Annotated in this window: 21 protein-coding genes; 11 read left to right on the forward strand and 10 right to left on the reverse strand. The window is 62.7% G+C overall.

The window, feature by feature from the left end; translation table 11 throughout:
• Nucleotides 1-58 precede the first annotated feature (58 nt).
• Genes AMK05_RS28660 through mmsB form a run of 7 tightly spaced genes read left to right on the forward strand, consistent with a single transcriptional unit; the run spans nucleotide 59 to nucleotide 7,155 of the window.
• Entirely contained in the window at nucleotides 59-1,264 is a 1,206-nt protein-coding gene (locus tag AMK05_RS28660) for an ABC transporter substrate-binding protein (RefSeq protein WP_064843324.1), read from the forward strand.
• Nucleotides 1,265-1,269: 5 nt separating this feature from the next.
• The gene (locus AMK05_RS28665) at nucleotides 1,270-2,052 is read left to right on the forward strand and encodes an ABC transporter ATP-binding protein (protein WP_064843326.1); all 783 of its coding nucleotides are present in this window, start codon (nucleotides 1,270-1,272) and stop codon (nucleotides 2,050-2,052) included.
• Nucleotides 2,052-2,753 carry an ABC transporter ATP-binding protein gene (locus tag AMK05_RS28670; RefSeq protein WP_064819884.1) on the forward strand — a complete coding sequence of 234 codons (702 nt, stop codon included), beginning with the start codon at nucleotides 2,052-2,054 and terminating at the stop codon, nucleotides 2,751-2,753. Before AMK05_RS28665 ends, AMK05_RS28670 begins: the two co-directional genes overlap by 1 nt.
• A gap of 4 nt (nucleotides 2,754-2,757) precedes the next feature.
• On the forward strand, nucleotides 2,758-3,645 hold the full coding sequence (locus tag AMK05_RS28675) for a branched-chain amino acid ABC transporter permease (RefSeq protein WP_004678056.1): 888 nt from the start codon (nucleotides 2,758-2,760) through the stop codon (nucleotides 3,643-3,645).
• 1 nt (nucleotide 3,646) lies between these two features.
• Nucleotides 3,647-4,636, forward strand: coding sequence for a branched-chain amino acid ABC transporter permease (locus AMK05_RS28680; protein WP_064843328.1), 990 nt, complete (start codon nucleotides 3,647-3,649; stop codon nucleotides 4,634-4,636).
• A gap of 32 nt (nucleotides 4,637-4,668) precedes the next feature.
• Complete coding sequence (locus AMK05_RS28685; protein ID WP_064843331.1) at nucleotides 4,669-6,264, forward strand: GMC family oxidoreductase; 1,596 nt, start codon at nucleotides 4,669-4,671, stop codon at nucleotides 6,262-6,264.
• A gap of 9 nt (nucleotides 6,265-6,273) precedes the next feature.
• Entirely contained in the window at nucleotides 6,274-7,155 is an 882-nt protein-coding gene (gene mmsB / locus AMK05_RS28690) for a 3-hydroxyisobutyrate dehydrogenase (protein WP_064843333.1), read from the forward strand.
• A gap of 10 nt (nucleotides 7,156-7,165) precedes the next feature.
• On the opposite strand, the gene AMK05_RS28695 is transcribed toward mmsB, so the two are convergent.
• The 9 genes from AMK05_RS28695 to AMK05_RS28735 all read right to left on the reverse strand — a co-directional run bounded on the left by AMK05_RS28695 (nucleotide 7,166) and on the right by AMK05_RS28735 (nucleotide 16,056).
• On the reverse strand, nucleotides 7,166-7,945 hold the full coding sequence (locus AMK05_RS28695) for an ABC transporter ATP-binding protein (protein WP_064843335.1): 780 nt from the start codon (nucleotides 7,943-7,945) through the stop codon (nucleotides 7,166-7,168).
• A 101-nt stretch (nucleotides 7,946-8,046) separates the two neighbouring features.
• A complete protein-coding gene (locus tag AMK05_RS28700) occupies nucleotides 8,047-8,805 on the reverse strand; it encodes a fumarylacetoacetate hydrolase family protein (RefSeq protein ID WP_064843337.1) in 759 nt (252 codons plus the stop codon).
• Between the two features lie 89 nt (nucleotides 8,806-8,894).
• Complete coding sequence (locus AMK05_RS28705) at nucleotides 8,895-10,274, reverse strand: FGGY-family carbohydrate kinase (protein WP_064843339.1); 1,380 nt, start codon at nucleotides 10,272-10,274, stop codon at nucleotides 8,895-8,897.
• On the reverse strand, nucleotides 10,271-10,591 hold the full coding sequence (rhaM, locus tag AMK05_RS28710) for an L-rhamnose mutarotase (RefSeq protein ID WP_064843341.1): 321 nt from the start codon (nucleotides 10,589-10,591) through the stop codon (nucleotides 10,271-10,273). The genes AMK05_RS28705 and rhaM overlap by 4 nt, the downstream gene beginning before the upstream one ends.
• Nucleotides 10,588-11,598 (reverse strand): ABC transporter permease, encoded by a 1,011-nt coding sequence (locus AMK05_RS28715; protein ID WP_064843343.1) that lies wholly within the window; start codon nucleotides 11,596-11,598, stop codon nucleotides 10,588-10,590. Before AMK05_RS28715 ends, rhaM begins: the two co-directional genes overlap by 4 nt.
• Nucleotides 11,595-12,584, reverse strand: a complete 990-nt coding sequence (locus AMK05_RS28720) for an ABC transporter permease (protein ID WP_064843344.1) — start codon at nucleotides 12,582-12,584, stop codon at nucleotides 11,595-11,597. Before AMK05_RS28720 ends, AMK05_RS28715 begins: the two co-directional genes overlap by 4 nt.
• Nucleotides 12,585-12,593: 9 nt before the next feature.
• Nucleotides 12,594-14,129, reverse strand: coding sequence for a sugar ABC transporter ATP-binding protein (locus tag AMK05_RS28725; protein WP_064843346.1), 1,536 nt, complete (start codon nucleotides 14,127-14,129; stop codon nucleotides 12,594-12,596).
• A gap of 72 nt (nucleotides 14,130-14,201) precedes the next feature.
• The gene (gene rhaS / locus AMK05_RS28730) at nucleotides 14,202-15,197 is read right to left on the reverse strand and encodes a rhamnose ABC transporter substrate-binding protein (protein WP_064843349.1); all 996 of its coding nucleotides are present in this window, start codon (nucleotides 15,195-15,197) and stop codon (nucleotides 14,202-14,204) included.
• Nucleotides 15,198-15,243: 46 nt separating this feature from the next.
• Nucleotides 15,244-16,056, reverse strand: a complete 813-nt coding sequence (locus AMK05_RS28735) for a DeoR/GlpR family DNA-binding transcription regulator (RefSeq protein WP_064843351.1) — start codon at nucleotides 16,054-16,056, stop codon at nucleotides 15,244-15,246.
• A gap of 198 nt (nucleotides 16,057-16,254) precedes the next feature.
• On the opposite strand from AMK05_RS28735, the gene AMK05_RS28740 reads away from it, so the two are divergent.
• Together AMK05_RS28740 and rhaI are read left to right on the forward strand one after the other, a co-directional pair.
• A complete protein-coding gene (locus tag AMK05_RS28740) occupies nucleotides 16,255-18,351 on the forward strand; it encodes a bifunctional rhamnulose-1-phosphate aldolase/short-chain dehydrogenase (RefSeq protein ID WP_064843353.1) in 2,097 nt (698 codons plus the stop codon).
• Nucleotides 18,352-18,564: 213 nt separating this feature from the next.
• Nucleotides 18,565-19,857, forward strand: coding sequence for an L-rhamnose catabolism isomerase (gene rhaI, locus AMK05_RS28745; protein WP_064843355.1), 1,293 nt, complete (start codon nucleotides 18,565-18,567; stop codon nucleotides 19,855-19,857).
• 64 nt (nucleotides 19,858-19,921) lie between these two features.
• Here rhaI and AMK05_RS28750 read toward each other — a convergent pair whose 3' ends face one another.
• Nucleotides 19,922-20,380, reverse strand: coding sequence for a carboxymuconolactone decarboxylase family protein (locus AMK05_RS28750; protein ID WP_064843836.1), 459 nt, complete (start codon nucleotides 20,378-20,380; stop codon nucleotides 19,922-19,924).
• A 127-nt stretch (nucleotides 20,381-20,507) separates the two neighbouring features.
• On the opposite strand from AMK05_RS28750, the gene AMK05_RS28755 reads away from it, so the two are divergent.
• Both AMK05_RS28755 and AMK05_RS28760 read left to right on the forward strand, forming a co-directional pair.
• Complete coding sequence (locus AMK05_RS28755; RefSeq protein WP_064843357.1) at nucleotides 20,508-21,377, forward strand: sigma-70 family RNA polymerase sigma factor; 870 nt, start codon at nucleotides 20,508-20,510, stop codon at nucleotides 21,375-21,377.
• Nucleotides 21,378-21,540: 163 nt separating this feature from the next.
• Nucleotides 21,541-22,755 carry an amidohydrolase/deacetylase family metallohydrolase gene (locus AMK05_RS28760; protein WP_064843837.1) on the forward strand — a complete coding sequence of 405 codons (1,215 nt, stop codon included), beginning with the start codon at nucleotides 21,541-21,543 and terminating at the stop codon, nucleotides 22,753-22,755.
• Nucleotides 22,756-22,859: the final 104 nt, after the last annotated feature.

Raw genomic sequence — 22,859 nt, forward strand, 5'->3', positions numbered from 1 at the left:
TGCGGCTGGCCAAATCTGAACAGAACCGCAATCTGGCTCATCTCTGGGAGGAGAGAATATGCGTAAGAATCTCATTGCATCAGTTGCATTTCTGCTGGCGAGCAGCACGGCGGTGCTCGCGCAGAGCGCGACCGACGGCAAGGTCAAGATCGGCATTCTGAACGACCAGTCGGGCGTTTATGCCGACTTCGGCGGCAAGTCTTCCGTCGAAGCCGCCAAGATGGCCGTCGAGGATTTCGGCGGCAAAGTCCTGGGTGTTCCGGTCGAGATCGTCGATGCCGACCACCAGAACAAGCCGGATATCGCCTCCAACATCGCCCGCCAGTGGTACGACACCGAGCAGGTGGATGCGATCACGGAATTGACGACCTCGTCGGTGGCGCTCGCCGTGCAGGCAATCGCCAAGGAAAAGAAGAAGATCGACATCGTCACCGGCGCTGCGACGACGGATCTGACCGGCAAGGCCTGCTCGCCCTACGGCTTCCACTGGGCCTACGACACCCATGCGCTCGCCGTCGGCACCGGCGGCGCCCTCGTCAAGCAGGGCGGCGACAGCTGGTTCTTCCTGACCGCCGATTATGCCTTCGGCTATTCTCTGGAGCAGCAGACCACCGACTATGTCAAGGCGAGCGGCGGCACGGTCGTCGGCGCTGTCCGCCATCCGCTGTCGACCCAGGATTTCTCGTCCTTCCTGCTGCAGGCGCAATCCTCAGGCGCCAAGGTGATCGGCCTTGCCAATGCCGGCCTCGATACCTCGAACGCCATCAAGCAGGCGGCCGAATTCGGCATTACCCAGGGCGGCCAGCATCTGGCGGCGCTGCTCTTTACGCTTGCCGAAGTCCATGGCCTCGGCCTCGAGGCGGCTCAAGGGTTGACGCTGACGGAAGGTTTTTACTGGAACCGCGACGACGAAAGCCGCGCCTTCGCCAAGAAATTCTTCGCCCGCACCGGCAAGATGCCGAACATGATCCATACCGGCACCTATTCGGCAGTGACGCAATATCTGAAGGCGGTGCAGAAGGCCGGCACCGACGAGACGGAAGCCGTCGCCAAAACGCTGCATGAAATGCCGGTCGATGACGTCTTCGGCCGCGGCGGCACGGTCGGCGCCAATGGCCGCATGATCCACGACATGTATCTGCTGCAGGTCAAGAAGCCGGCCGACAGCAAGGAGCCGTGGGATTACTTCAACGTTCTCGCCACCATTCCCGGCAAGGAAGCCTATATCGATCCCGCCAAGAGCGGCTGCGATCTGGTGAAGTAAGCGCGATGGCGGTTTCCGCGATTGGAACGCAGGAAAAGCCGCGGGTGGTGCTGTCCGCCCGCGGCCTGCGCCGCGATTTCGGCGGCTTCACGGCCGTCAAGAACGTCGACCTCGACGTCCATGACGCCAGCGTGCATGCGCTGATCGGCCCGAACGGCGCCGGCAAGACCACGGTCTTCAACCTGCTGACCAAGTTCCTGCAGCCGACGGCGGGCACGATCACCTTGATGGGCACCGACATCACCCACACGCCGCCCGACAAGGTGGCGCGCATGGGGCTGGTGCGCTCCTTCCAGATCTCGGCGGTCTTCCCGCATCTCTCCGTTCTCGACAATGTGCGGGTGGCGCTGCAGCGGCCGAACAATCTTTCCACGCAGTTCTGGCGGCCGCTTTCGGCGCTCGATCGGCTGAACGAGCGGGCCGAGCAGTTGCTCGCCAGCGTCGGGCTTTCCAAGGAGCGCGATCATATCGCCGCCGATCTTTCCTATGGCCGCAAGCGCGTGCTGGAGATCGCCACGACGCTGGCGCTCGATCCCAAGGTGCTGCTGCTCGACGAGCCGATGGCCGGTATGGGGCTGGAGGATGTCGGCGTCGTCTCGGCGATCATCCGCGACGTCGCCCGCGACCGGGCGGTGCTGATGGTCGAGCACAATCTCTCCGTCGTCGCCAATATCTGCCAGCATGTCACCGTGCTGCAGCGCGGCGAGATTCTTGCCGAGGGCGATTATGCCACGGTCAGCCAGGATGAGCGGGTGCGCGTCGCCTATATGGGCACGGAGGAGCATTGATGGCCGATCTCCTCGAAGTCCAGGGATTGAACGCCTGGTATGGCGAAAGCCACATCCTGCACGGCGTCGATATGCGGGTGGCCGAAGGCGAGACGATCACCATTCTCGGCCGCAACGGCGTCGGCAAGACGACGACGCTGCGCACCATCACCGGCATCGTGCGGACCCGCAAGGGCAGGATCAGCTTTGCCGGCAGCGACATGATGCAGGTGCCGCTGCACAAGACGGCGCATCGCGGCATCGGCTTCGTGCCGGAGGAGCGCGGCATCTTCTCGACGCTGACCGTGTCGGAAAACCTGCTGCTGCCGCCTGTGGTGGCGAAGGGCGGCATGACGCTCGACGAGATCTACGAACTCTTCCCCAATCTCTACGAGCGCCGCACCAGCCCCGGCACCAAACTTTCCGGCGGCGAGCAGCAGATGCTGGCAATCGCCCGGATCCTGCGCACCGGAGTGCGGCTGCTCATTCTCGACGAACCGACGGAGGGGCTTGCCCCCGTCATCGTCCAGCGCATCGGCGAGGTGCTGCAGACACTGAAAGGACGCGGCATGACGATCCTGCTCGTAGAGCAGAACTTCCGTTTCGCCAGCCGTATTGCCGATCGCTTCTATCTGATGGATCATGGGCAGATGGTGTCGGAATTCCCGGTCGGCGAACTGCCGCAGCGCATGGATACGCTGCACAAGGTTCTGGGAGTATGACCAGATGACGATGATCTTCGGCATTCCCCTGCAGGCGCTGCTCGGCCAGCTGTTGATCGGCCTGATCAACGGCTCCTTCTATGCGCTGCTCAGCCTCGGCCTCGCCATCATTTTCGGCCTGCTCAGGGTGATCAACTTCGCCCATGGCGCGCAATATATGCTCGGCGCCTTCGTCGCCTATCTGCTGCTGACCTATGCCGGCATCGGCTACTGGCCGTCGCTGATCCTGGCGCCCGTCATCGTCGGCTTTGCCGGGGCGATCATCGAGCGGCTGTTCCTGCGCCGGCTCTACGATCTCGATCCGCTTTACGGCCTGCTCTTCACCTTCGGGCTGGCGCTCGCGGTCGAAGGCACCTTCCGCTATCTCTACGGCTCGTCCGGCCAGCCTTATGCGACGCCGGCGGCTCTTGCCGGCGGCGCCAATCTCGGCTTCATGTTCCTGCCGATCTATCGCGGCTGGGTCGTCGTCGTCTCGCTGGTTATCTGCCTCGGCACATGGCTGCTGATCGAGAAGACCAAGCTCGGCGCCTATCTGCGCGCCGCTACCGAAAACGCCGTGCTGGTGCAGGTCTTCGGTGTCAATGTGCCGGTGCTGCTGACGCTGACCTATGCGCTGGGTGCCGGTCTTGCCGCCTTTGCCGGCGTGCTGGCGGCCCCGATCTACCAGGTCTCGCCGCTGATGGGCTCGAACATGATCATTGTGGTCTTCGCCGTGGTCGTGGTCGGCGGCATGGGATCGATCATGGGCGCGATCATCACCGGTTACGTGCTCGGCATCGCCGAGGGCCTGACCAAGGTCTTCTATCCCGAGGCGTCCAACATCGTGATTTTCGTCATCATGGCGATCGTGCTTCTCATCAGGCCCGCGGGCCTCTTCGGCCGGGATGCTTGACATGGCTGACATCACCGACACCATTCGAACGGAAAAAAGCCGGACCGCCCTTTCGGTGCAGGCTGCCTTCCTGGCCATCGGGCTGTTGCTGCTGCTGCTCGCGCCGTTCTTCTTCTACCCGATCTTCCTGATGAAGCTGCTCTGCTTCGCGCTGTTTGCCTGCGCCTTCAACCTGCTGCTCGGCTATACCGGCCTCTTGTCCTTCGGCCATGCCACCTTCTTCGGCGGCGCGGCCTATTTCACCGCCTATACGGTGAAGGAATGGGGTCTGCCGCCGGAGCTCGGCATTCTGATCGGCGTGGCGGGGGCTGCCTTTCTCGGCCTCGTCATGGGCTTCTTCGCCATCCGCCGCCAGGGTATCTATTTCGCGATGATTACGCTGGCCCTGTCGCAGATGTTCTTCTTCTTCTGCCTGCAGGCGGAGTTTACCGAGGGCGAGGACGGCATCCAGTCGGTGCCGCGCGGCCATCTCTTCGGCTTCATCGATCTGAACAGCTCGACCAACATGTATTATTTCGTGCTGGCCGTTTTCCTCGTCGGCATTTTGATCATCTGGCGTTTCATCAATTCGCCTTTCGGCATGATCCTGAAATCGATCCGCGAGAACGAAAACCGCGCGGTCTCGCTCGGTTATTCCGTCGCCCGCTACAAGCTCGGCGCCTTCGTCATGTCGGCAGCACTTGCCGGGCTCGCCGGCGCAGTCAAATCGATCGTCTTCCAGTTCGCGACGCTGACCGACGTCGCCTGGCAGATGTCGGGCGAGGTGATCCTGATGACGCTGCTCGGCGGCATCGGTACGCTGATTGGCCCGCTCTTCGGCGCCGGGCTGGTGGTGGCGCTGGAAAACTACCTCGCCACCTCGGAGTTCCCGGTGACGATCATCACCGGCATCGTCTTCATGGTTTGCGTGCTGATCTTCCGCCGCGGCATCATCGGCGAATTCTACGCTTCGCGGGTGGGGCGGAAGCTGGGCTTCGTCTATCGCCGCTGAACGAGCGGCATCTGGAGTTTCGTGCAGGGCACATGGATCGTTACGACTATATCATCATCGGGGCGGGTAGCGCCGGCTGCGTGCTTGCCAACCGGCTATCGGCCGATGGCAGAAGTAGGGTGCTGCTGCTGGAAGCCGGCGGCAGCGACAATTACCACTGGATCCATATTCCGGTCGGTTATCTCTATTGCATCAACAATCCGCGCACCGACTGGTGCTTCACCACGGCGCCGGAGGCCGGGCTGAACGGCCGGGCGCTCAGCTACCCCCGCGGCAAGGTGCTCGGCGGCTGCTCCTCGATCAACGGCATGATCTACATGCGCGGCCAGGCGCGCGATTACGATCTCTGGCGGCAGATGGGCTGCAGCGGCTGGGGCTGGGACGACGTTCTGCCCTTTTTCCGCAAGTCCGAGGATTTTTATCGCGGCGAAGACGAGATGCACGGCGCCGGCGGCGAATGGCGCATCGAGAGGGCGCGGGTGCGCTGGGCCGTGCTCGATGCCTTCCAGCAGGCGGCGAGAGAAGCCGGCATTCCGGAGACCGCGGATTTCAACCGCGGCAGCAATGAGGGTTCCGGCTATTTCGACGTCAACCAGCGTTCCGGCATTCGCTGGAACACCTCGAAGGCCTTCCTGCGGCCGGCGATGAAGCGTTCCAACCTGACCGTTCTGACCAAGGCGCAGGTGCGTCGGCTGCTGGTGGAGGAGGGAGCCGTTGCCGGCGTCGAGTTCCAGCATGGCGGCGTGGCGAAACGCGCCTATGCGGGCAAGGAGACTATCCTTTCGGCCGGTTCGATCGGCTCGCCGCATATTCTGGAACTCTCCGGCATCGGCAAAGGCGAGGTTCTCCGCCAGGCCGGCGTCGATGTCGTCACCGAAGTGAAGGGGGTGGGCGAAAACCTGCAGGACCATCTGCAGCTGCGGCTCGCCTACAAGGTGACCGGCGTTCCGACGCTGAACGAGAAGGCGACCAAGCTGATCGGCAAGGCGGCGATCGGGCTCGAATATCTCGTCCGCCGCTCCGGGCCGATGGCCATGGCGCCGAGCCAGCTCGGCATCTTCACCCGCTCCGGCCCGGACCGGGAAACGCCGGATCTGCAATATCACGTGCAGCCGGTCTCGCTGGAGAAGTTCGGCGATCCCGTCCATCCTTTCCCGGCGATCACCGCCAGCGTCTGCAATCTGAGGCCGGAAAGCCGGGGTTCGGTGCATCTGTCGAGCCCGGATTTCGCCGCGCAGCCGACGATCAGCCCAAAGTACCTCTCGACGCAGCGCGATCGTGACATAGCTGTCCGTTCGATACGGTTGACGCGCAGGATCGTCGCGCAGCCTTCCTTCGCGAGGTTCCGGCCGGAGGAATTCAAACCGGGCCCCAGCTATCAGACCGAAGCCGATCTGGAACGGGCGGCGGGCGATATCGGCACGACGATCTTCCATCCCGTCGGGACCTGCCGCATGGGCGCCGACAGGGATAGCGTCGTCGATCCGCGGCTGAAACTCAGGGCGCTCGGCAAGCTCAGGATCGCCGACGCTTCGGTGATGCCGTCGATCACCTCGGGCAACACCAATTCGCCGACGATCATGATCGCCGAAAAGGCGGCGGCGATGATCCTCGAAGACAATCGATAGGAGAAGACCATGGCAAGGATCGCATTCATCGGGCTTGGCAATATGGGCGGGCCGATGGCGGCCAATCTCGTCAAAGCGGGTCACGAGGTCCTCGGTTTCGATCTCGCGGCCTCCGTGCTGAAGGCGGCCGAGGACAGCGGCGTCAAACCGGCAAGCCATGCCAGCCAGGCGGTCAAGGACGCGGAGATTGTCGTCACCATGCTGCCGCAGGGCAGGCACGTGCTGACGGCCTGGGCCGATATCCTGCAGACCGCGGCACAGGGCACGCTTGTTATCGATTGCTCCACAATCGATGTCGACAGCAGCCGCAAGGCGCATGAGATGGCCAAGGCCGCAAGCTGTCTGTCGCTCGACGCGCCCGTTTCCGGCGGCACCGGCGGGGCGGCTGCCGGCACGCTGACCTTCATGGCGGGCGGCTCGGATGAGGCCTTCGCCAAGGCTAAGCCGATCCTCGAGGCGATGGGAAAGAAGATCGTCCATTGCGGCGAGGCCGGCGCCGGCCAGGCGGCGAAGATCTGCAACAACATGATCCTCGGCATCTCGATGGTCGGCGTCTGCGAGGCCTTCGTGCTTGCCGAAAAACTCGGCCTCTCGCACCAGGCGCTGTTCGACGTCGCCTCGACTTCCTCCGGCCAGTGCTGGTCGATCAATACCTATTGCCCGGTGCCCGGGCCGGTGCCGACTTCGCCGGCCAACAACGACTACAAGCCGGGTTTTGCCGCGGCCCTGATGCTGAAGGATTTGAGACTCTCACAGGAGGCGGCGCTGGCAAGCGGCGCGTCAACGCCGATGGGTGCGGAGGCCGCACAGCTTTTTGCGCTCTTCGAAAAGCAGGGCAACGGCGGACGGGATTTCTCCGCCATCATCGAGATGTTCCGCGAAAAGGCGTAAACGCCGAGACCTATAAGAGATAGCTGACCGGCTCGTTTCGAACCGGATGGGGAAAGACGCCCATGCCGACTCCGAAAATCGAACGCAGCGTCTCGGTCCGCATGATCTCGGCGGGTGTGCCTTCGGCGGTGATCCGGCCGCGGTTGAGCGCGACGATCGCATCGCAATAACGCGCGGCGAGGTTGATGTCGTGCAGCACGATGACGACGGTCAGCCCGCGCTCATGGCTGAGTTCCTTGACCAGCGACAGGACGCTTGCCTGATGGGCGAGGTCGAGCGCCGATGTCGGTTCGTCGAGCAGCAGGCAGCGGGCGTCCTGAGCGAGCATCATGGCGATCCAGGCGCGCTGGCGCTCGCCGCCGGACATGTTGGCGACGAGACGATCGGCAAAATCCTCGAGTTCGGTGCGGACGATCGCCTCCTCGACCTTGTTGCGATCGGTAGGCGTGAAGCGGCCGAGCGTGCCGTGCCAGGGAAAACGGCCGAGCGCCACCAGTTCGCGCACGGTCATCCCATCGGTCGCCGGCGTGAATTGCGGCATATAGGCGACGTGTCGGGCAAATTCCCGGGCACCCCAATCACCCGCCGGCTTGCCGTTGAAGGCGATGGCGCCGGACTTCGGCGCGGCCTGGCGGGCGATGATCTTCAAAAGCGTGCTTTTGCCGGAGCCGTTCGGGCCTACCAGACCGTAGATGCGGCCCTGCTCGAGCGTCAGATCGATGCCGTGCAGGACGGATTTTTGTCCGATGGCATGCTCGATTGCCGACAGGGCAAGGAAAGGTGAAGGCATGATCTGCTCCGGGTTCGGTGTCGCACGGGGAAGGCGAGCCCTCCCTTTCCCTGCAAAACTAAACTAGGATTGTCAACTTACGCTTTCTGCTCGGCTTCAAATCAGCTCTTCGAAACCGAGAAACGGAGTTGGCTGTCCCCGAACAGGATATCGATCTCGCCGGGCTCGGTCAGTTCGATCGCGCCGCTCAACGTCCCCGTCGTGATCAGCGCACCCGCCTTCAGCGACGTTTCCGGGCGTAAGCTGTCATTGGCGTAATCGACAAGCCAGGTGAGAACGTCACCCTTCGGATGCTGGGCCGGACCGTCATAGATCGTGCGGCCGGCATGGGTGACCTTGAGCGGCGTGCCACCGGCAGTGTCGACAGCGCTTGTGTCGAGATTCGGGCCAAGCACATAGCCGCTATTGCCGAGGCGGTCTGCAGTAAATAGCAGAAAGGAGACGCTGCCGCTTTCCCTGACGGCGCTGACCAGCAGTTCGGCGCCGAGATAAGCAGCGGAGATCGCCTCGACCACATCGGCGCGGCTATAGGCAGCACCGGCGCGGATCGGCAGATCCTTGCCGAGACGCACGGCGATCTCGGTCTCGAATTTCAGGCCGGGATACCAGGGAATGCTCGCGCCGGCGGCGGCTTCGGCATAGGGATGCAGCGGAGCAGTGACTGCCTGGCCCGCAGGCGAGACCGTCACTTTCCAGGCGCTGCTGGAAATGCCATCCGCGGCGGCAAGGAAATTCTGCGTCTCCATCGCCTCATGCAGATCGGCCGGCAGTGCGAAAGTGCCGGTTTCCTCGTGCCTGCCGGCCCGGCGCAGGCTGTGAAGCCGGGCCGCGAGCCCGCGCGGATCGAATGTCTCTGTCATGCTGTCTCCTCGACTCGGTTTTCGAGGGGCACACTAACCGCAAGGCAGGGGCGAGCAAGACCGTTCTTGGGCCGCATTTGGAAAAGCACTTATTCCATCGCCGCGTACCAGCGATCGCGATAGGCCGAGAGCCCGGCGATAGCGCTCGGCGGAACATGCGTTTCGGCACCCGATACCGGCCGGATGCCGGTGAGGAGGGCCGCACCCTGGCTGGTGCCGGTTGTCCCGGGAAGGGCCAGGACTTCGCGGCCGACAAGCGCCGCAAGCAGCCTGAGATAGGTCTCGTTGAGCGCAAAAGGCCCTTCGACGATAACCGGGCCTTTGGCGCCGGTCAGTCCGAGGCAGGCATCGGTCATCAAAGCGAGATAGAGGCAGGCCGTGGCATGACGTTCCTCGCGGCTCGCGCCTTCGGCGCCGATCCAGCGGCTGGCCTTTCCGGGGAAAGGTCCGGAGCCGGGAGCGATATTGGGCAGCAGCATCATGCCCTTTTCGACGACCGGGCCGATCGCCGCCTGGGCGCCTTTTTCATCGACGGAACCGATTTCGGCCGAGAGAATTTCGAATTCCCGCCCGCCCATGAAACGCGAGGAGGGAACGGCCCGGCCATAGGCATCGACATTGGCGAGCGCATCGCGTTTGGCATCGAGATGATCGAGATCGCCGCCGACGCCGAAATTGATGACCCAGGTGCCGGTGGAGACAACGGCGAAAGGGGCCTCCCGATGGACGAGATGCGGCAGCAGCGACGCATTGGAATCGTGAATGCCGCAATAGACCGACACGGGCGCGGCAAGGGCGAGCTCCGCGGCGATCCCGGGCAGGACCGGGCCGAGCGCATCGAAGGCGGAGCGGATCGGCGCCATCAGATCGCGGATGCCGAGCCTGTCGACCAGCGAGGAATAGTCGCCGGTCTTCGGATTCCAGAGGTCGGTATGGCAGCCGAGCGAGGTCAGCTCATTGGCGGCGACACCCGTCAGCCGCGCCGTCCAATATTGCGCATAGGTGAGGATGGTCGCGACCTTGGCGAATTCCTCGGAGAAGGCAGTCTTTTGGTAGTGCAGCTGCGCGCCGACATTGAGGCCCATCGCCAGGCGCGGCGAGAAGGTCTCGTCGAAGGAGGGGCGCAAGGCCGTATAGGCGTCGCGGATTTCTTGCGGGTATTCGTGTTCATAGTCGATGACAGGCATGGCGAGCCCACCGTCCCGATCGAGCAGCGCCGCTGCGGCGCCATGGGTGGTGATCGAAATAGCGTCGAAACCGGGTTCCCGTGCCAGCGTCTTCAGCGCATCGAGCGCGAAGGACCACAGCGCCTCGATGTCGTAATGCGGGTAGGGGCCGGTCTTGATGGTAGCGTTCGGCCGTTTCAGGACGGCGATCTCGGCGCCGCTCCCGCTGTCGAGCACGACGACCTTGGCATTGGTCTTGCCGATGTCGAGAACGGCAATGCGGCGATAGGAGGTTGCGGTCATGGCATATGGAAGAGGGTGACGAGGTCGCTTTGAACAGGCGAGTTGTCCGGGTTCGTGGCCATGATGTCGGCCATGTGCGCCCACCATTTCTTCATGACCGGATGCTCCGGCAGGCTTGCCATCGTGTGGTCGGCCGGCCGCGTCAGCACGCCGAACAGCGTGTTGGTGTCGCGGTCGAGGTGGATCGAATAGTCGCTGGCACCGGACTGGTGCAGGAGATCGACCAGCTCAGGCCAGATCTCGTCATGCCGCTTGCGGTATTCGGCTTCCATGCCGGGATTGAGCTGCATCTTGAAGGCGTGTTTTTCTGATGTCATCGGGAGCTCATGAGCTTGATGCGGCGGGCGATGATCGGAATGGCGATGGTGATGATCAGCAGTAGGCCGATGAAGATCGACATGACGATGCCGGGTACGTTCAGCAGGCCGAGGCCGAAGGTCACGAGGCCCATGACGAAGGCGGCGATGACGACGCCGCCGATCGTGCCGGAGCCGCCGAGGATCGAGATGCCGCCGAGCACGACCATGGTGACGACCTCGAGTTCCCAGCCCTGGGCGATCGACGGCCGGGTCGAGCCGAGACGCGAGGTCAGGCAGACGGCGGCGATACCGCTCATGATGCCGGTCAGCAGGAAAAGCATGAATTTGACGCGCTCGACCGGGATGCCGGAGAAGCGGGCGGCAAAGTCGTTGTTGCCGATCGCATAGACCTGCCGGCCGAAATTCGTCGCATGCAGCAGGATAGCGAAGAGGATCGCCAGCACGATGAACAGCACGAATTCGAAGGAGAACACCCAGAAGACATAGCCCTGGCCGAAATAGGCGAAGTCGGCGGGATATTTACCATAGGCCTGGTCACCGAGCACGATATAGGAAATGCCGCGGAAAAGGCTCATTGTGCCGATGGTGACGACAATCGACGGCAGTTTCAGCACCGAGACCAGAACGCCGTTGAAGGTACCGCAGACAAGGCCGGTGCCGATGCCGATCGCGACCAGGCCCGGCGTGCCGACGCCGAGCTGCGCTGCCGCTCCCATCGCGGTCGAAGCAAGCGCGATGATCGCGGCGACGGAAAGGTCGATCTCCCCGGAGATGACGAGCAGCGCCATGGCGAAGGCGATCATCGCCTTTTCGGTGAAGTTGAAGGTGGCGTCCGAGAGGTTCCAGGCATCGAGGAAATAGGGCGAGGCTAGGGAATTGAAGACGAAGATCAGGACGGCGACGGCAAAGAGCAGCACCTCCCAGCTCGCGGCGATGCGGCGGAAGGGGGTGCCGAGGCGGTCGGGGATCACCCGCTTTTCGGGTGTTGAAGACGTCATGCTCATGCTGCGACCTCCGCTGCGGCGCGGTCACGCAGGATGATGCGGCCGCGGTTGCGCTCACGCCGGGCATTGAAGGCGACGGCGAGAATGATGACGGTTCCGGAGATCGCCATCTGGGTGAAGGGTGAAATGCCGATCACCGGCAGCGCATTCTTGATAACGCCGAGGAAAAGCGCGCCGAGCACGGTACCGGCGACCGAGCCGACGCCGCCGGCAATCGAGATACCGCCGATGACGCAGGCCGCGACGCTGTCGAGTTCGAAGCCGTTGGCGATATCGACATAGGCGACCGCATAACGCGACACCCAGAGATAGCTTGCCAGGCCGGCGAGCGCGCCCGAGAGAACGAAGGCCAGAAATTTCGTCCAGCCCGTATCGATGCCGGCATAGACGGCCGCGGTCGGATTGCCGCCGGTCGCATAGGCCGAGCGGCCGAACTGGGTATATCGAAGCAGCACATACATCAGCAGCACGATGACGATACCGACCCAGCCGAGAACCGGCAGGCCGAGGAACGGCGTGCGCGGCACCGACAGGAAGATGGGGGTCATCTGATGGGCGTTAACCCAGGCGCCGCCCGAAAGCACGAAAGCCATGCCGCGATAGATGGTGAGCGTGCCGAGGGTGACGACGATCGGCGGGATTTCCAGCGCCCAGACGAGAAAGCCGTTGATCGCGCCGAGACAGGCGCCGATGACGATGGCCATCAGGATCAGCACGATGAGCGGCAGATCGGGATAAGCGGCATTCATCATCGCGATCGCCATGCCGGTAAAGGCGAGATTGGCGGCGACCGACAGGTCGATCGATTTCGTCAGGATCACCGTCATCTGCGCCAGCGCCAGGATGATCAGGATCGAGGTGTCGTTGAAGATGCCGGCGAGATTGTCCGGTGTGGCGAAATCGGCTGCCCGCGTCGAAAAGATCGCGATCATCACGACGATGATGAGGAAGAGCAGGGTTTCGCGTTTTCTGATCAGTCTTGCCATGCTTCTACCTCATGCATTGCCGGTGGCGGCGCGCACCAGCGCTTCCGGCGACAGTTCGGCGCGTTCGAAAATTCCGGCGGCGAGCCCTTCCTTCATCACCAGAACCCGGTCCGACATGCCGATGATCTCGGGCAGTTCGGAAGAGACCATGATGATCGACAGGCCTTCGGCCGCGAGTTCGCTGATAAAGCCGTGCACGGCCGCCTTCGAGCCGATGTCGATGCCCTTTGTGGGTTCGTCGAGAATGATGACCTTCGGCGACGTCGCCAGCCATTTGCCGATGACGACCTTCTGCTGGTTGCCGCCCGACAGCGTGCCGACCGGCACGGAAAGCGCGGCGGCGCGCAGATCCAGCCGCTCGGCATATTTGCGGGCGAGCGCGAATTCTTCTGCCGCCCTGAGGAAACCGCGGCGCGAGGTGCGGGTGAGCGAGGGCAGCGTCATGTTCTGGAAGATCGGCATCGGCAGCGCCAGACCGTGGCGGCCGCGTTCTTCCGGCACATAGACGATGCCGGCGCGGATCGCATCCTGCGGCGAATGGATGGCGATCTCCTGGCCTTCGAGCATCATCGTGCCGGAAAGCGGCCGGGTGATGCCGAAGAGGGACTGGGACAATTCCGAGCGGCCGGCGCCGATCAGCCCGTAAATGCCGAGAATCTCGCCCTTGCGCAAGGTGAAGGAAATGTCGCGGAATTCGGTGCGGTGGCTGTAGTTGCGGATCTCCAGCACCGGGCCGCCAATGGCGACATCGATCTTCGGAAAGGCGTTTTCGACGTCGCGGCCGACCATCATGCGGACGATCTCGTCCTGCGGCGTGTCCTTGAGCCGCCCCTGGCCGATGGCGCGGCCGTCGCGGAAGACGACGAAATCGTCGGCGATCTCGTAGACCTCGTCGAACTTGTGGCTGATGAAGAGGATCGCCTTACCCTGTTCCTTCAGGCCCCGGACGATGCGGAAGAGATCGTCGATCTCCTTGCGGGAAAGGGCGGCCGTCGGCTCGTCCATGATAACGATGCGGGCCTCGATCGACAGAGCGCGGGCAATCGCCACCAGATGGCGCTGCGCAATGGAGAGGTCCTTGAGCCGGATCGTCGGATCGATATTGCTTTCGAGCGCGGTCAGCAGCGTCTTCGAGCGGCTGTTCATCGCCTGCCAGTCGATGGTACGAAAGCGGGTGCGCGGCGCGTGGCCGAGGAAGATGTTTTCGGCAACCGTCAGCTCGTCGAAAAGCACCGTTTCCTGGTGGATGGCAGTGACGCCGGCATCGATCGCGGCCTGGGCGCTGGCAAAACTCGTCGGCTGGCCGTCGACCAGGATCTCGCCTTCATTCGGCCGGTAGATGCCGGTCAGGATCTTGACGAGCGTCGATTTGCCGGCGCCGTTTTCGCCGATCAGCGCCGTCACCGTGCCGGGGTGGAGCGCGATGCTGACATTGTCGAGCGCCTTCACGCCCGGAAAGATCTGGGAGATGCCGCGCATTTCCAGAATGGCGGGCGCATCGCCGGTTTTGCTGTCCGTGACGGTTTGTTGAAAGGCGGCGTTCATCAGATTTCTACCAAATGTCGAAAGGGAAATCCCGGCGGCAAAGCCGCCGGGATCTTATTCGTCGGCTCCGGATCAGAAGACCTTGGAGAACTGGTCGATGTTCGAGGCATTGTAGACGAAGGGATCGGCCATGGCGGCTTCGCCGTTGTCGCCGATCTTGATCTTGCCCATGCGGCCGGCTTCGATTTCGCTGCCCGGCTTGCCATCGGCATCACCCTTTGCCAGGTGATAGGCGATCTGCGTTGCGGAGTAGCCGAGGTCGATCGGGTTCCAGATGGCGAATTCCTTCGTCGCGCCCGACTTGATCGCGCCGGCCATTTCGGACGGCAGGCCGAGACCGGTGACGTAGACCTTGCCGACGAGACCCTTGTCTTCGACCACCTTGGAAGCGGCGAGAACGCCGACCGTCGTCGGAGCGACGATGACCTTGACGTTCGGGTTCGACTTCAAGAGGCCTTCGGCTTCACGATAGGACTTGTCCGAGAGGTCGTCGCCGTAAACCGTGGTGACGAGGTTGAGACCCGGGAAGTCCTTCAGCTGCTTTTTCATCTGGTCGATCCAGATGTTCTGGTTGGTCGAGGTGGTCGTTGCCGACAGGATGGCGAAGTCACCCTTGCCGCCGTCGAGATGATCCTTGACGAGCGTCAGGCACATTTTGCCGATCAGCTCGTTGGACGACGGGTTGAGCTGCAGGATACGGCCTTCAGGTGCGACGCCGGAATCCCAGGAGATGACCTTGATGCCGCGCTGGGCAGCCTTCTTCAGCGCCGGAACGAGCGCGTCCGGATCGTTGGCCGAAACGGCGATGGCGTCGACGCCCTGGGCGATCAGCGAGTTGATGACTTCGATCTGGCCTTCCGCCGTCGTCGACGTCGGACCGGTGTAGATCACCTCAACGCCGCCGAGTTCCTTGGCGGCTTCCTGGGCGCCCTTGTTGGCGGCGTCGAAGAAGCCGTTGCCGAGCGACTTCACGACGAGGCCGATCTTGATGTCCTTGGCGCTGGCAGTGCCGGCCATCATGGCGACGGCGAGCGCGACGCCGAGCGCAAGTGTCTTTGCGAGTTTCATGTACTTTCCTCCCTTAAAGATTAGACTTCCACACCTCGGCGGCGCCTCATGCGACCGACGAGGAATCCTCCTTCACAGCCTGGGCGACCAGGCTTGCGACAACGAGCCGGATGCCGGCATTCTCGACCATGCGAGCCGCCTCGTCCGAAATCCCGTCATCGGTGATGATCACAGAAACGCGGTCGAGCCCGCAGAGAATGAGGCTCGATCGGCGATTGAATTTGCTTGAATCGGCCATGACGACGAGTTCGTCGGCCTGGTGCATCAGTTTCTGCTCGCTCTGGATGATGAGCGCGTCCGCCTCCATGATGCCGAGCGGGCCGACGCCCTGGGCGCCGATGAACATGCGTCGCGCATAAAAATTGCGGATCGCGTCATTGTCGAACGGCGACAGGATCAGGCTCTGCTCGCGATAGATCGCGCCGCCCGGCACCGTCACCGTGTTTTTGGAGTGCTTGACCAAATGTTCGGCGATCGCGAAAGAATTGGTCATCACCTGCAGGCGGTGGCCGGCCATATAGTGCACCATCTGGAAGGTCGTCGTGCCGCCATTGATGATGATGGCGTCGCCGGCTTCGCAGAGATCGACGGCGGCGCGTGCAATTGCGCGCTTTTTATCGATGTTGACTGATTCTGAAACCCGGAAGGGCCGGCCGGCAAGATTGCCGAGCTGCGGCGGGTGCACTGCCTCAGCGCCGCCGCGCACACGGCGGATCTTGCCCTGCACATGAAGAGCCGCAATGTCGCGTCGGATTGTCGCTTCCGAAGCCTCCGTCAGCTCGGAAATATCCTGGATCGTCACCACGGACTTTTCCTGAACGGCGCTTAAGATGATGCGATGGCGTTCGCGTTCGTGCATTGGGCTCCTCCTCTTGTCATATTTATTTCGCATCCGTTAATGACTGTCAATCACAAACGATCATAAATTTTCATATTGCGATGCAGCATAATCGATTTTGATCGTTTTCGATTGACAAGCGCACTTTTGATGCGCGATACCGTGAGCGAAAGGGCGCGCTGATCGCGGCCCCCGACAAGCCTGATATGGGAGGATGATATGGCGGCGAACGTCCGGCTTCTGGAAAACCGGTGGGATGATGGTTATGCGGCGGGCCTCGATGAGCCCGGCAAGCTGCTCTATCGCTCCAATCTGCTCGGCGCCGACAAGCGCATCACCAATTACGGCGGCGGCAACACCTCGGCGAAGGTGATGGAAACCGATCCACTTGATGGCGGCAAGGTCAAGGTGCTCTGGGTCAAGGGCTCGGGCGGCGACGTCGGCACCATCAAGCTCGACGGTTTCGCCACCCTCTACCAGGACAAGCTGGAATCGTTGAAGGGCATTTATAAGGGTGTCGAGGATGAAGACCGCATGGTCGGCTTCCTGCCGCACTGCACCTTTAATCTCAATGGCCGCGCCGCCTCGATCGACACGCCGCTGCATGGTTTCGTGCCGTTCACCCATGTCGATCACATGCATCCCGACGCGATCATCGCCATTGCCGCCTCGAAGAACTCGAAAGAGCTGACTCGGCAGATCTTCGGCGAGGAGATCGGCTGGCTGCCCTGGCGCCGCCCGGGCTTTCAGCTCGGCCTCGACCTCGAAGCCTTCGTCAAGGCGAACCCGAATGCCAAGGGTGTCGTGCTCGAAAGTCACGGCCTCTTCACCTGGGCGGATGACGCCAAGGCCTGCTACGAGCTGACGCTTGAGATCATCAACAAGGCGATCGTCTGGTTTGCCGAAAAGACCGAGGGAAAGACGATTTTCGGCGGCGCGGTCACGCAGAGCCTGCCGGTTGCCGAACGCCGCGCTATTGCCGCCCGGCTGATGCCGGAGATTCGCGGCCGCATCGGCAAGCAGGAGCGCAAGCTCGGTCATTTCGACGATCAGGACGCCGTGCTCGAATTCGTCAATTCGAAGGATTTGCGCCCGCTCGGCGCGCTCGGCACCAGCTGCCCCGACCATTTCCTGCGCACCAAGATCCGGCCGCTGATCGTCGATTTCGATCCGGCCAAGCCGGATGTCGATGCGATCGTCGCCGGCCTCGACAAGGCGCTGGAGGATTACCGCGCCGATTACGCCCGCTATTACAACGACTGCAAGCATGCCAATTCGCCCGCCATGCGCGACGCCAATCCGGTCATCTTCCTCGTTCCCGGCGTCGGCATGCTGTCCTTTGCCCGCGACAAGGCGACATCACGCATCGCCAGCGAATTCTACGTCAATGCCATCAATGTCATGCGCGGCGCCTCGACGGTTTCGGAATATCAGGGGCTGCCGGAGCAGGAAGCCTTCGATATCGAATACTGGCTGCTCGAAGAGGCCAAGCTGCAGCGCATGCCGAAGCCGAAGAGTCTCGCCGGCCGCGTGGCCTTCGTCACCGGCGGCGCCGGCGGCATCGGCCGGGCGACGGCCGCGCGCCTCGTCGGCGAGGGCGCCTGTGTGGTGCTTGCCGATATCGACCAGGGGGCGCTCGAAGCCACCGAGGCCGATTTCGTCAAGAAGTTTGGCGCCGATGCCGTGCGCAGCGTCCGGCTCGACGTCACCAAGGAAGATGCGGTGATTGCCTCCTTCGCGGAAGCCTCTGTCGAATTCGGCGGCGTCGACATCCTCGTCTCGAATGCCGGCATTGCCTCCTCGGCGCCGATCGAAGCCACCGAGCTTTCGACCTGGAACCGCAATATCGATATTCTGGCGACCGGCTATTTCCTGGTTTCGCGCGAAGCCTTCCGGCTGTTCCGCCGCCAGGCGCTCGGCGGCAACATCGTCTTCGTCGCCTCGAAGAACGGTCTCGCCGCTTCGCCGAATGCGTCGGCCTATTGCACGGCAAAGGCCGCCGAAATCCATCTCGCCCGCTGCCTGGCGCTGGAAGGTGCGGATGCCGGCATTCGCGTCAACACCGTCAACCCCGATGCGGTGCTGCGCGGTTCGAAGATCTGGAGCGGCGAATGGCGCGAGCAGCGCGCCGCCTCCTCGAAGATCGAGGTGGATGATCTCGAGGAACATTACCGCAAGCGTTCGATGCTGAAACTCAACGTGTTTCCGGAAGATATCGCCGAGGCGATCTATTTCCTGGCCTCGGACCTTTCGGCAAAATCGACCGGCAACATCATCAACGTCGATGCCGGCAACGTGCAGAGCTTTACGCGGTAATTTTGAGCGGCGGCGAATGCGTCTGCCCCTCACCCTAACCCTCTCCCCGTCGTGACGGGGAGAGGGGACTTGCCCAACGAAATGTTGGAGTGGGACGGAGACGGTGCGGCACACCCCTTCTCCCCGTCTGAACGGGGAGAAGGTGCTGGCAGGCGGATGAGGGGCGGCCCCACGGCAATCCCATCGTAGAAATTGCATAACCGGGAGGTAGAAATGGCCGAGTTCAGTATCGCGCAGGATCTGGTCGCGACAGAAAACGACAAGCGGGCAACCGCACTGAAAGCCGATTACGAGGCGCTGGGTGCAAACCTCGATCGCCGCGGCGTGGATATCGAGGCAATCACCCGCAAGGTCGCGGAATTTTTCGTCGCCGTTCCCTCCTGGGGCGTCGGCACCGGCGGCACGCGTTTTGCCCGCTTCCCCGGCACGGGCGAGCCGCGCGGCATTTTCGACAAGCTCGACGATTGCGCCGTCATCAACCAGCTGACGCAGGCGACACCGAATGTCTCGCTGCATATTCCCTGGGACAAGGCGGATGCCAAGGAGCTGAAGGCAAAGGGCGATGCGCTCGGTCTCGGCTTCGACGCGATGAATTCGAACACCTTCTCCGATGGACCGGGGCAGGCCCATTCCTACAAATACGGTTCGCTCAGCCATACCGATGCGGCAACGCGGGCGCAGGCGGTCGAGCACAATCTCGAATGCATCGCGATTGGTCAGGCGCTCGGCTCCAAGGCGCTGACCGTCTGGATCGGCGACGGCTCGAACTTCCCCGGCCAGAGCAATTTCACCAAGGCGTTCGAGCGTTACCTCGCCTCGATGGCCGACATCTACAAGGCGCTGCCGGACGACTGGAAGCTGTTTTCCGAGCACAAGATGTACGAGCCGGCCTTCTATTCGACGATCGTCCAGGACTGGGGCACCAACTACCTGATCGCCCAGACGCTCGGGCCCAAGGCTTACTGCCTGGTCGACCTCGGCCATCATGCGCCGAACACCAATATCGAGATGATCGTCGCCCGTCTGATCCAGTTCGGCAAGCTCGGCGGCTTTCACTTCAACGATTCGAAATATGGCGACGACGATCTCGACGCCGGCGCGATCGATCCTTACCGGCTGTTCCTGGTCTTCAACGAATTGGTCGATGCCGAGCAGCGCGGGGTCAACGACTTCAATCCGGCTCACATGATCGACCAGTCGCACAATGTCACCGACCCGATCGAAAGCCTGATCAACAGCGCCAACGAGATTCGCCGCGCCTATGCACAGGCGCTGATCGTCGACCGCAAGGTGCTCGACGGCTACCAGCAGGACAATGACGCGCTGATGGCGTCGGAAACGCTGAAGCGCGCCTATCGCGCCGATGTCGAGCCGATCCTCGCCGAGGCCCGCCGCAGGGCCGGCGGTGCGATCGACCCGATCGCCGCCTACCGCGCCAGCGGCTACCGCAAGAAAATAGCGGCCGAGCGTCCGGCCTCCGCTGCCGGCGGCGGCGGTATCATCTGAGCGGCAAATCTGAATGAGAAATGATTGCCGGCAGCGCAGAAGATGCGCTGCCGGCAAGCGTCGTTTACGGCTTCCAGGCGCCGGCGATCTGCCGGGTGGCGATGTTCAGCCGGTTCCAGACATTGATATTGGCGATGGCGATGACGAGGGCCGCGAGGCTCTTGCCGTCATAATGCCGGGTCGCCTCGTCCCAGATCTCGTCGGGCACGGGGTCGGAACGGTCGCTGGTGCGGGTCACCGCCTCCGTCAGCGCAAGGGCTGCCCGCTCGGCATCGCTGAAATAGGGCGTGTCGCGCCAGGCACTAACGGCGAAAAGCCTTTCGTCCGTTTCGCCGAGCTTCTTGGCGATGCGCGGATGCCCGTCGATGCAGACGCTGCAGCCATTGATCTGGCTGGCGCGCAGATTGACGAGTTCAAGCAGTTTCGGTGAAAGGCCGGTCTCAGTCGGCACCTTGGCAAGGGCTGTCAGCGCCTGCATGGCGGCGGGAAGCACGAGGGCGGGATTTCCCATTCTCTCCTGCATGACCAATTTTTCCTGCATGGTATGTCTCCTTGAGGCATGTTGCTCTTCGACGATCCGCCGGCGCTGTCACATCGGCCGGGTTTCATTCGTCATGGCCTTGACGGAACGCAGCGAAGGAATGTGACGGATGGACGAGAAAAAATGGCTGGCCGACGAATTCGAGGCGAACAGGGCGCATCTGCGGGCGGCTGCCTATCGCATGCTCGGTTCACGCAGCGAGGCTGAGGACGCCGTTCAGGAGGCCTGGCTGCGGCTCAGCCGCACTGACACGACTGACGTCGGCAATCTCGGCGGCTGGCTGACGACGGTGGTGGCGCGGATCTGCCTCGACATGCTGCGCACGCGCAAGACCCGGCGCGAGGAGCCGCTGGAGATGCCGGTCCATGCGGTGATTGCCGATCCGGCGAACGATCCGGAGCGGGATGCAGCCTTCGCCGAATCGGTCGGCGTGGCGCTGCTCGTCGTGCTGCAGACGCTGGCGCCGGCCGAGCGTGTGGCCTTCGTGCTGCACGACATGTTCGATCTGCCCTTCGACGAGATCGCGCCGATCATCGGCCGCTCGTCCGCCGCTGCCCGCCAGCTCGCAAGCCGCGCCCGCCGCCGGGTGCAGGGCACGGATGAGAGGCCTGATGTCGATTTCGGCCGCAAGCGGACGGTCGCGGAGGCCTTTCTGAGCGCATCGCGCAACGGCGATCTGGACGCCTTGCTTGCCGTGCTTGCCCCCGATGTCGTCTTCCGGCCGGATGCAACGGCGGCGCGGTTCGGCACGATCGGCGAAATGCGTGGCGCAGATGAGATCGCCCGAACCTTCAAGGGCCGGGCGCAGGCGGCAGAAATCGCCGTTGTCGACGGCGAGCTCGGATTCGTCGTGCAGATCGGCGGCCAGCTCCGCGTCGTCGTGGCGCTGACGATCGCCAATGGCAGGATCGCTGCGATCGACGCCATTGCCGATCCGGATCACCTCGAACGGCTTGACTACTCGATCCTTCGGGATTGAAAATAAACGCTGATTTGCCGGAGCCCCGCAACAGTCGCGCTATAGCACAGCGCGCCGTTGCCGTTTATCGAGCGATGGATCCGCCTCATTTTCCTTGACAGTACCCTCTCCAGCTTTATTCTATTATAAAGATTTATATAGCATAACTGTGGAATTCAACGATATGATCGTGTCGGGCGACCAGGCGAACAAGCCGCTTCTTCTCACCAATATCAGACCAATGGCTTTCGGGGCTGGCACAGCCGAGGGGAAGATCGACATTCTCGTCGATGCCGATGGCCGGATCGCCAAGATCGGTCCGTCGCTTGCCGTTTCCGAGGATGTGACGCGTATCGACGGCAAGGGCGCCTTCGTCTCGCCGGGCTGGATCGATCTGCACGTGCATATCTGGCACGGCGGCACCGACATTTCCATTCGCCCCTCCGAATGCGGCGTCGAGCGCGGCGTCACCACGCTGGTCGATGCCGGTTCGGCCGGCGAGGCGAATTTCCATGGCTTCCGCGAATATATCATCGAGCCCGCCCGCGAGCGCATCAAGGCCTTCCTGAATCTCGGCTCGATCGGCCTCGTCGCCTGCAATCGCGTCGCCGAACTCAGGGATATAAGAGATATCGATCTCGACCGCATCCTCGAAGTCTATGCCGAAAACAGCGAGCACATCGTCGGCATCAAGGTGCGCGCCAGCCATGTCATCACCGGCTCCTGGGGCGTCACCCCCGTCAAGCTCGGCAAGAAGATCGCCAAAATCCTGAAGGTGCCGATGATGGTGCATGTCGGCGAGCCGCCCGCGCTCTATGACGAAGTGCTGGAGATCCTCGGTCCCGGCGACGTGGTCACCCATTGTTTCAACGGCAAGGCCGGCTCGAGCATCATGGAGGACGAGGATCTCTTCAATCTCGCCGAGCGCTGCGCTTCCGAGGGCATCCGCCTCGATATCGGCCATGGCGGCGCTTCCTTCTCCTTCAAGGTGGCGGAAGCGGCGATTGCGCGCGGGCTGCTGCCCTTCTCGATCTCGACCGATCTGCACGGCCATTCGATGAATTTTCCGGTCTGGGACCTGGCGACGACGATGTCGAAGCTGCTCAGCGTCGGCATGCCCTTCGACAAGGTGGTCGAGGCCGTCACCCATGCGCCGGCATCGGTCATCAAGCTGTCGATGGAGAACCGGCTGTCGGTCGGCGCGAGAGCCGAATTCACCATTTTCGATCTCGTCGATTCCGAACTCGAGGCGACGGATTCCAACGGCGATGTCTCGGTCCTCAGCAAGCTTTTCGAGCCGCGCTACGCAGTGATCGGCGCCGATGCCTTTACCGCCAGCCGTTACGTGCCGCGGGCGCGCAGACTCGTGCGCCACAGCCACGGCTATTCCTACCGGTAGGATCCGCCGCCGGGCTTGGTTCGATCATCAATCCGCCCGAGAGGTGTCAGCTGTTTGGTGGTTCCACGGATTTACGACAGCAAGTCCGGCGGCCTCAAAGGGGC

Origin of the sequence: Rhizobium sp. N324 (assembly GCF_001664485.1) — a bacterium.
GTDB lineage: Bacteria > Pseudomonadota > Alphaproteobacteria > Rhizobiales > Rhizobiaceae > Rhizobium.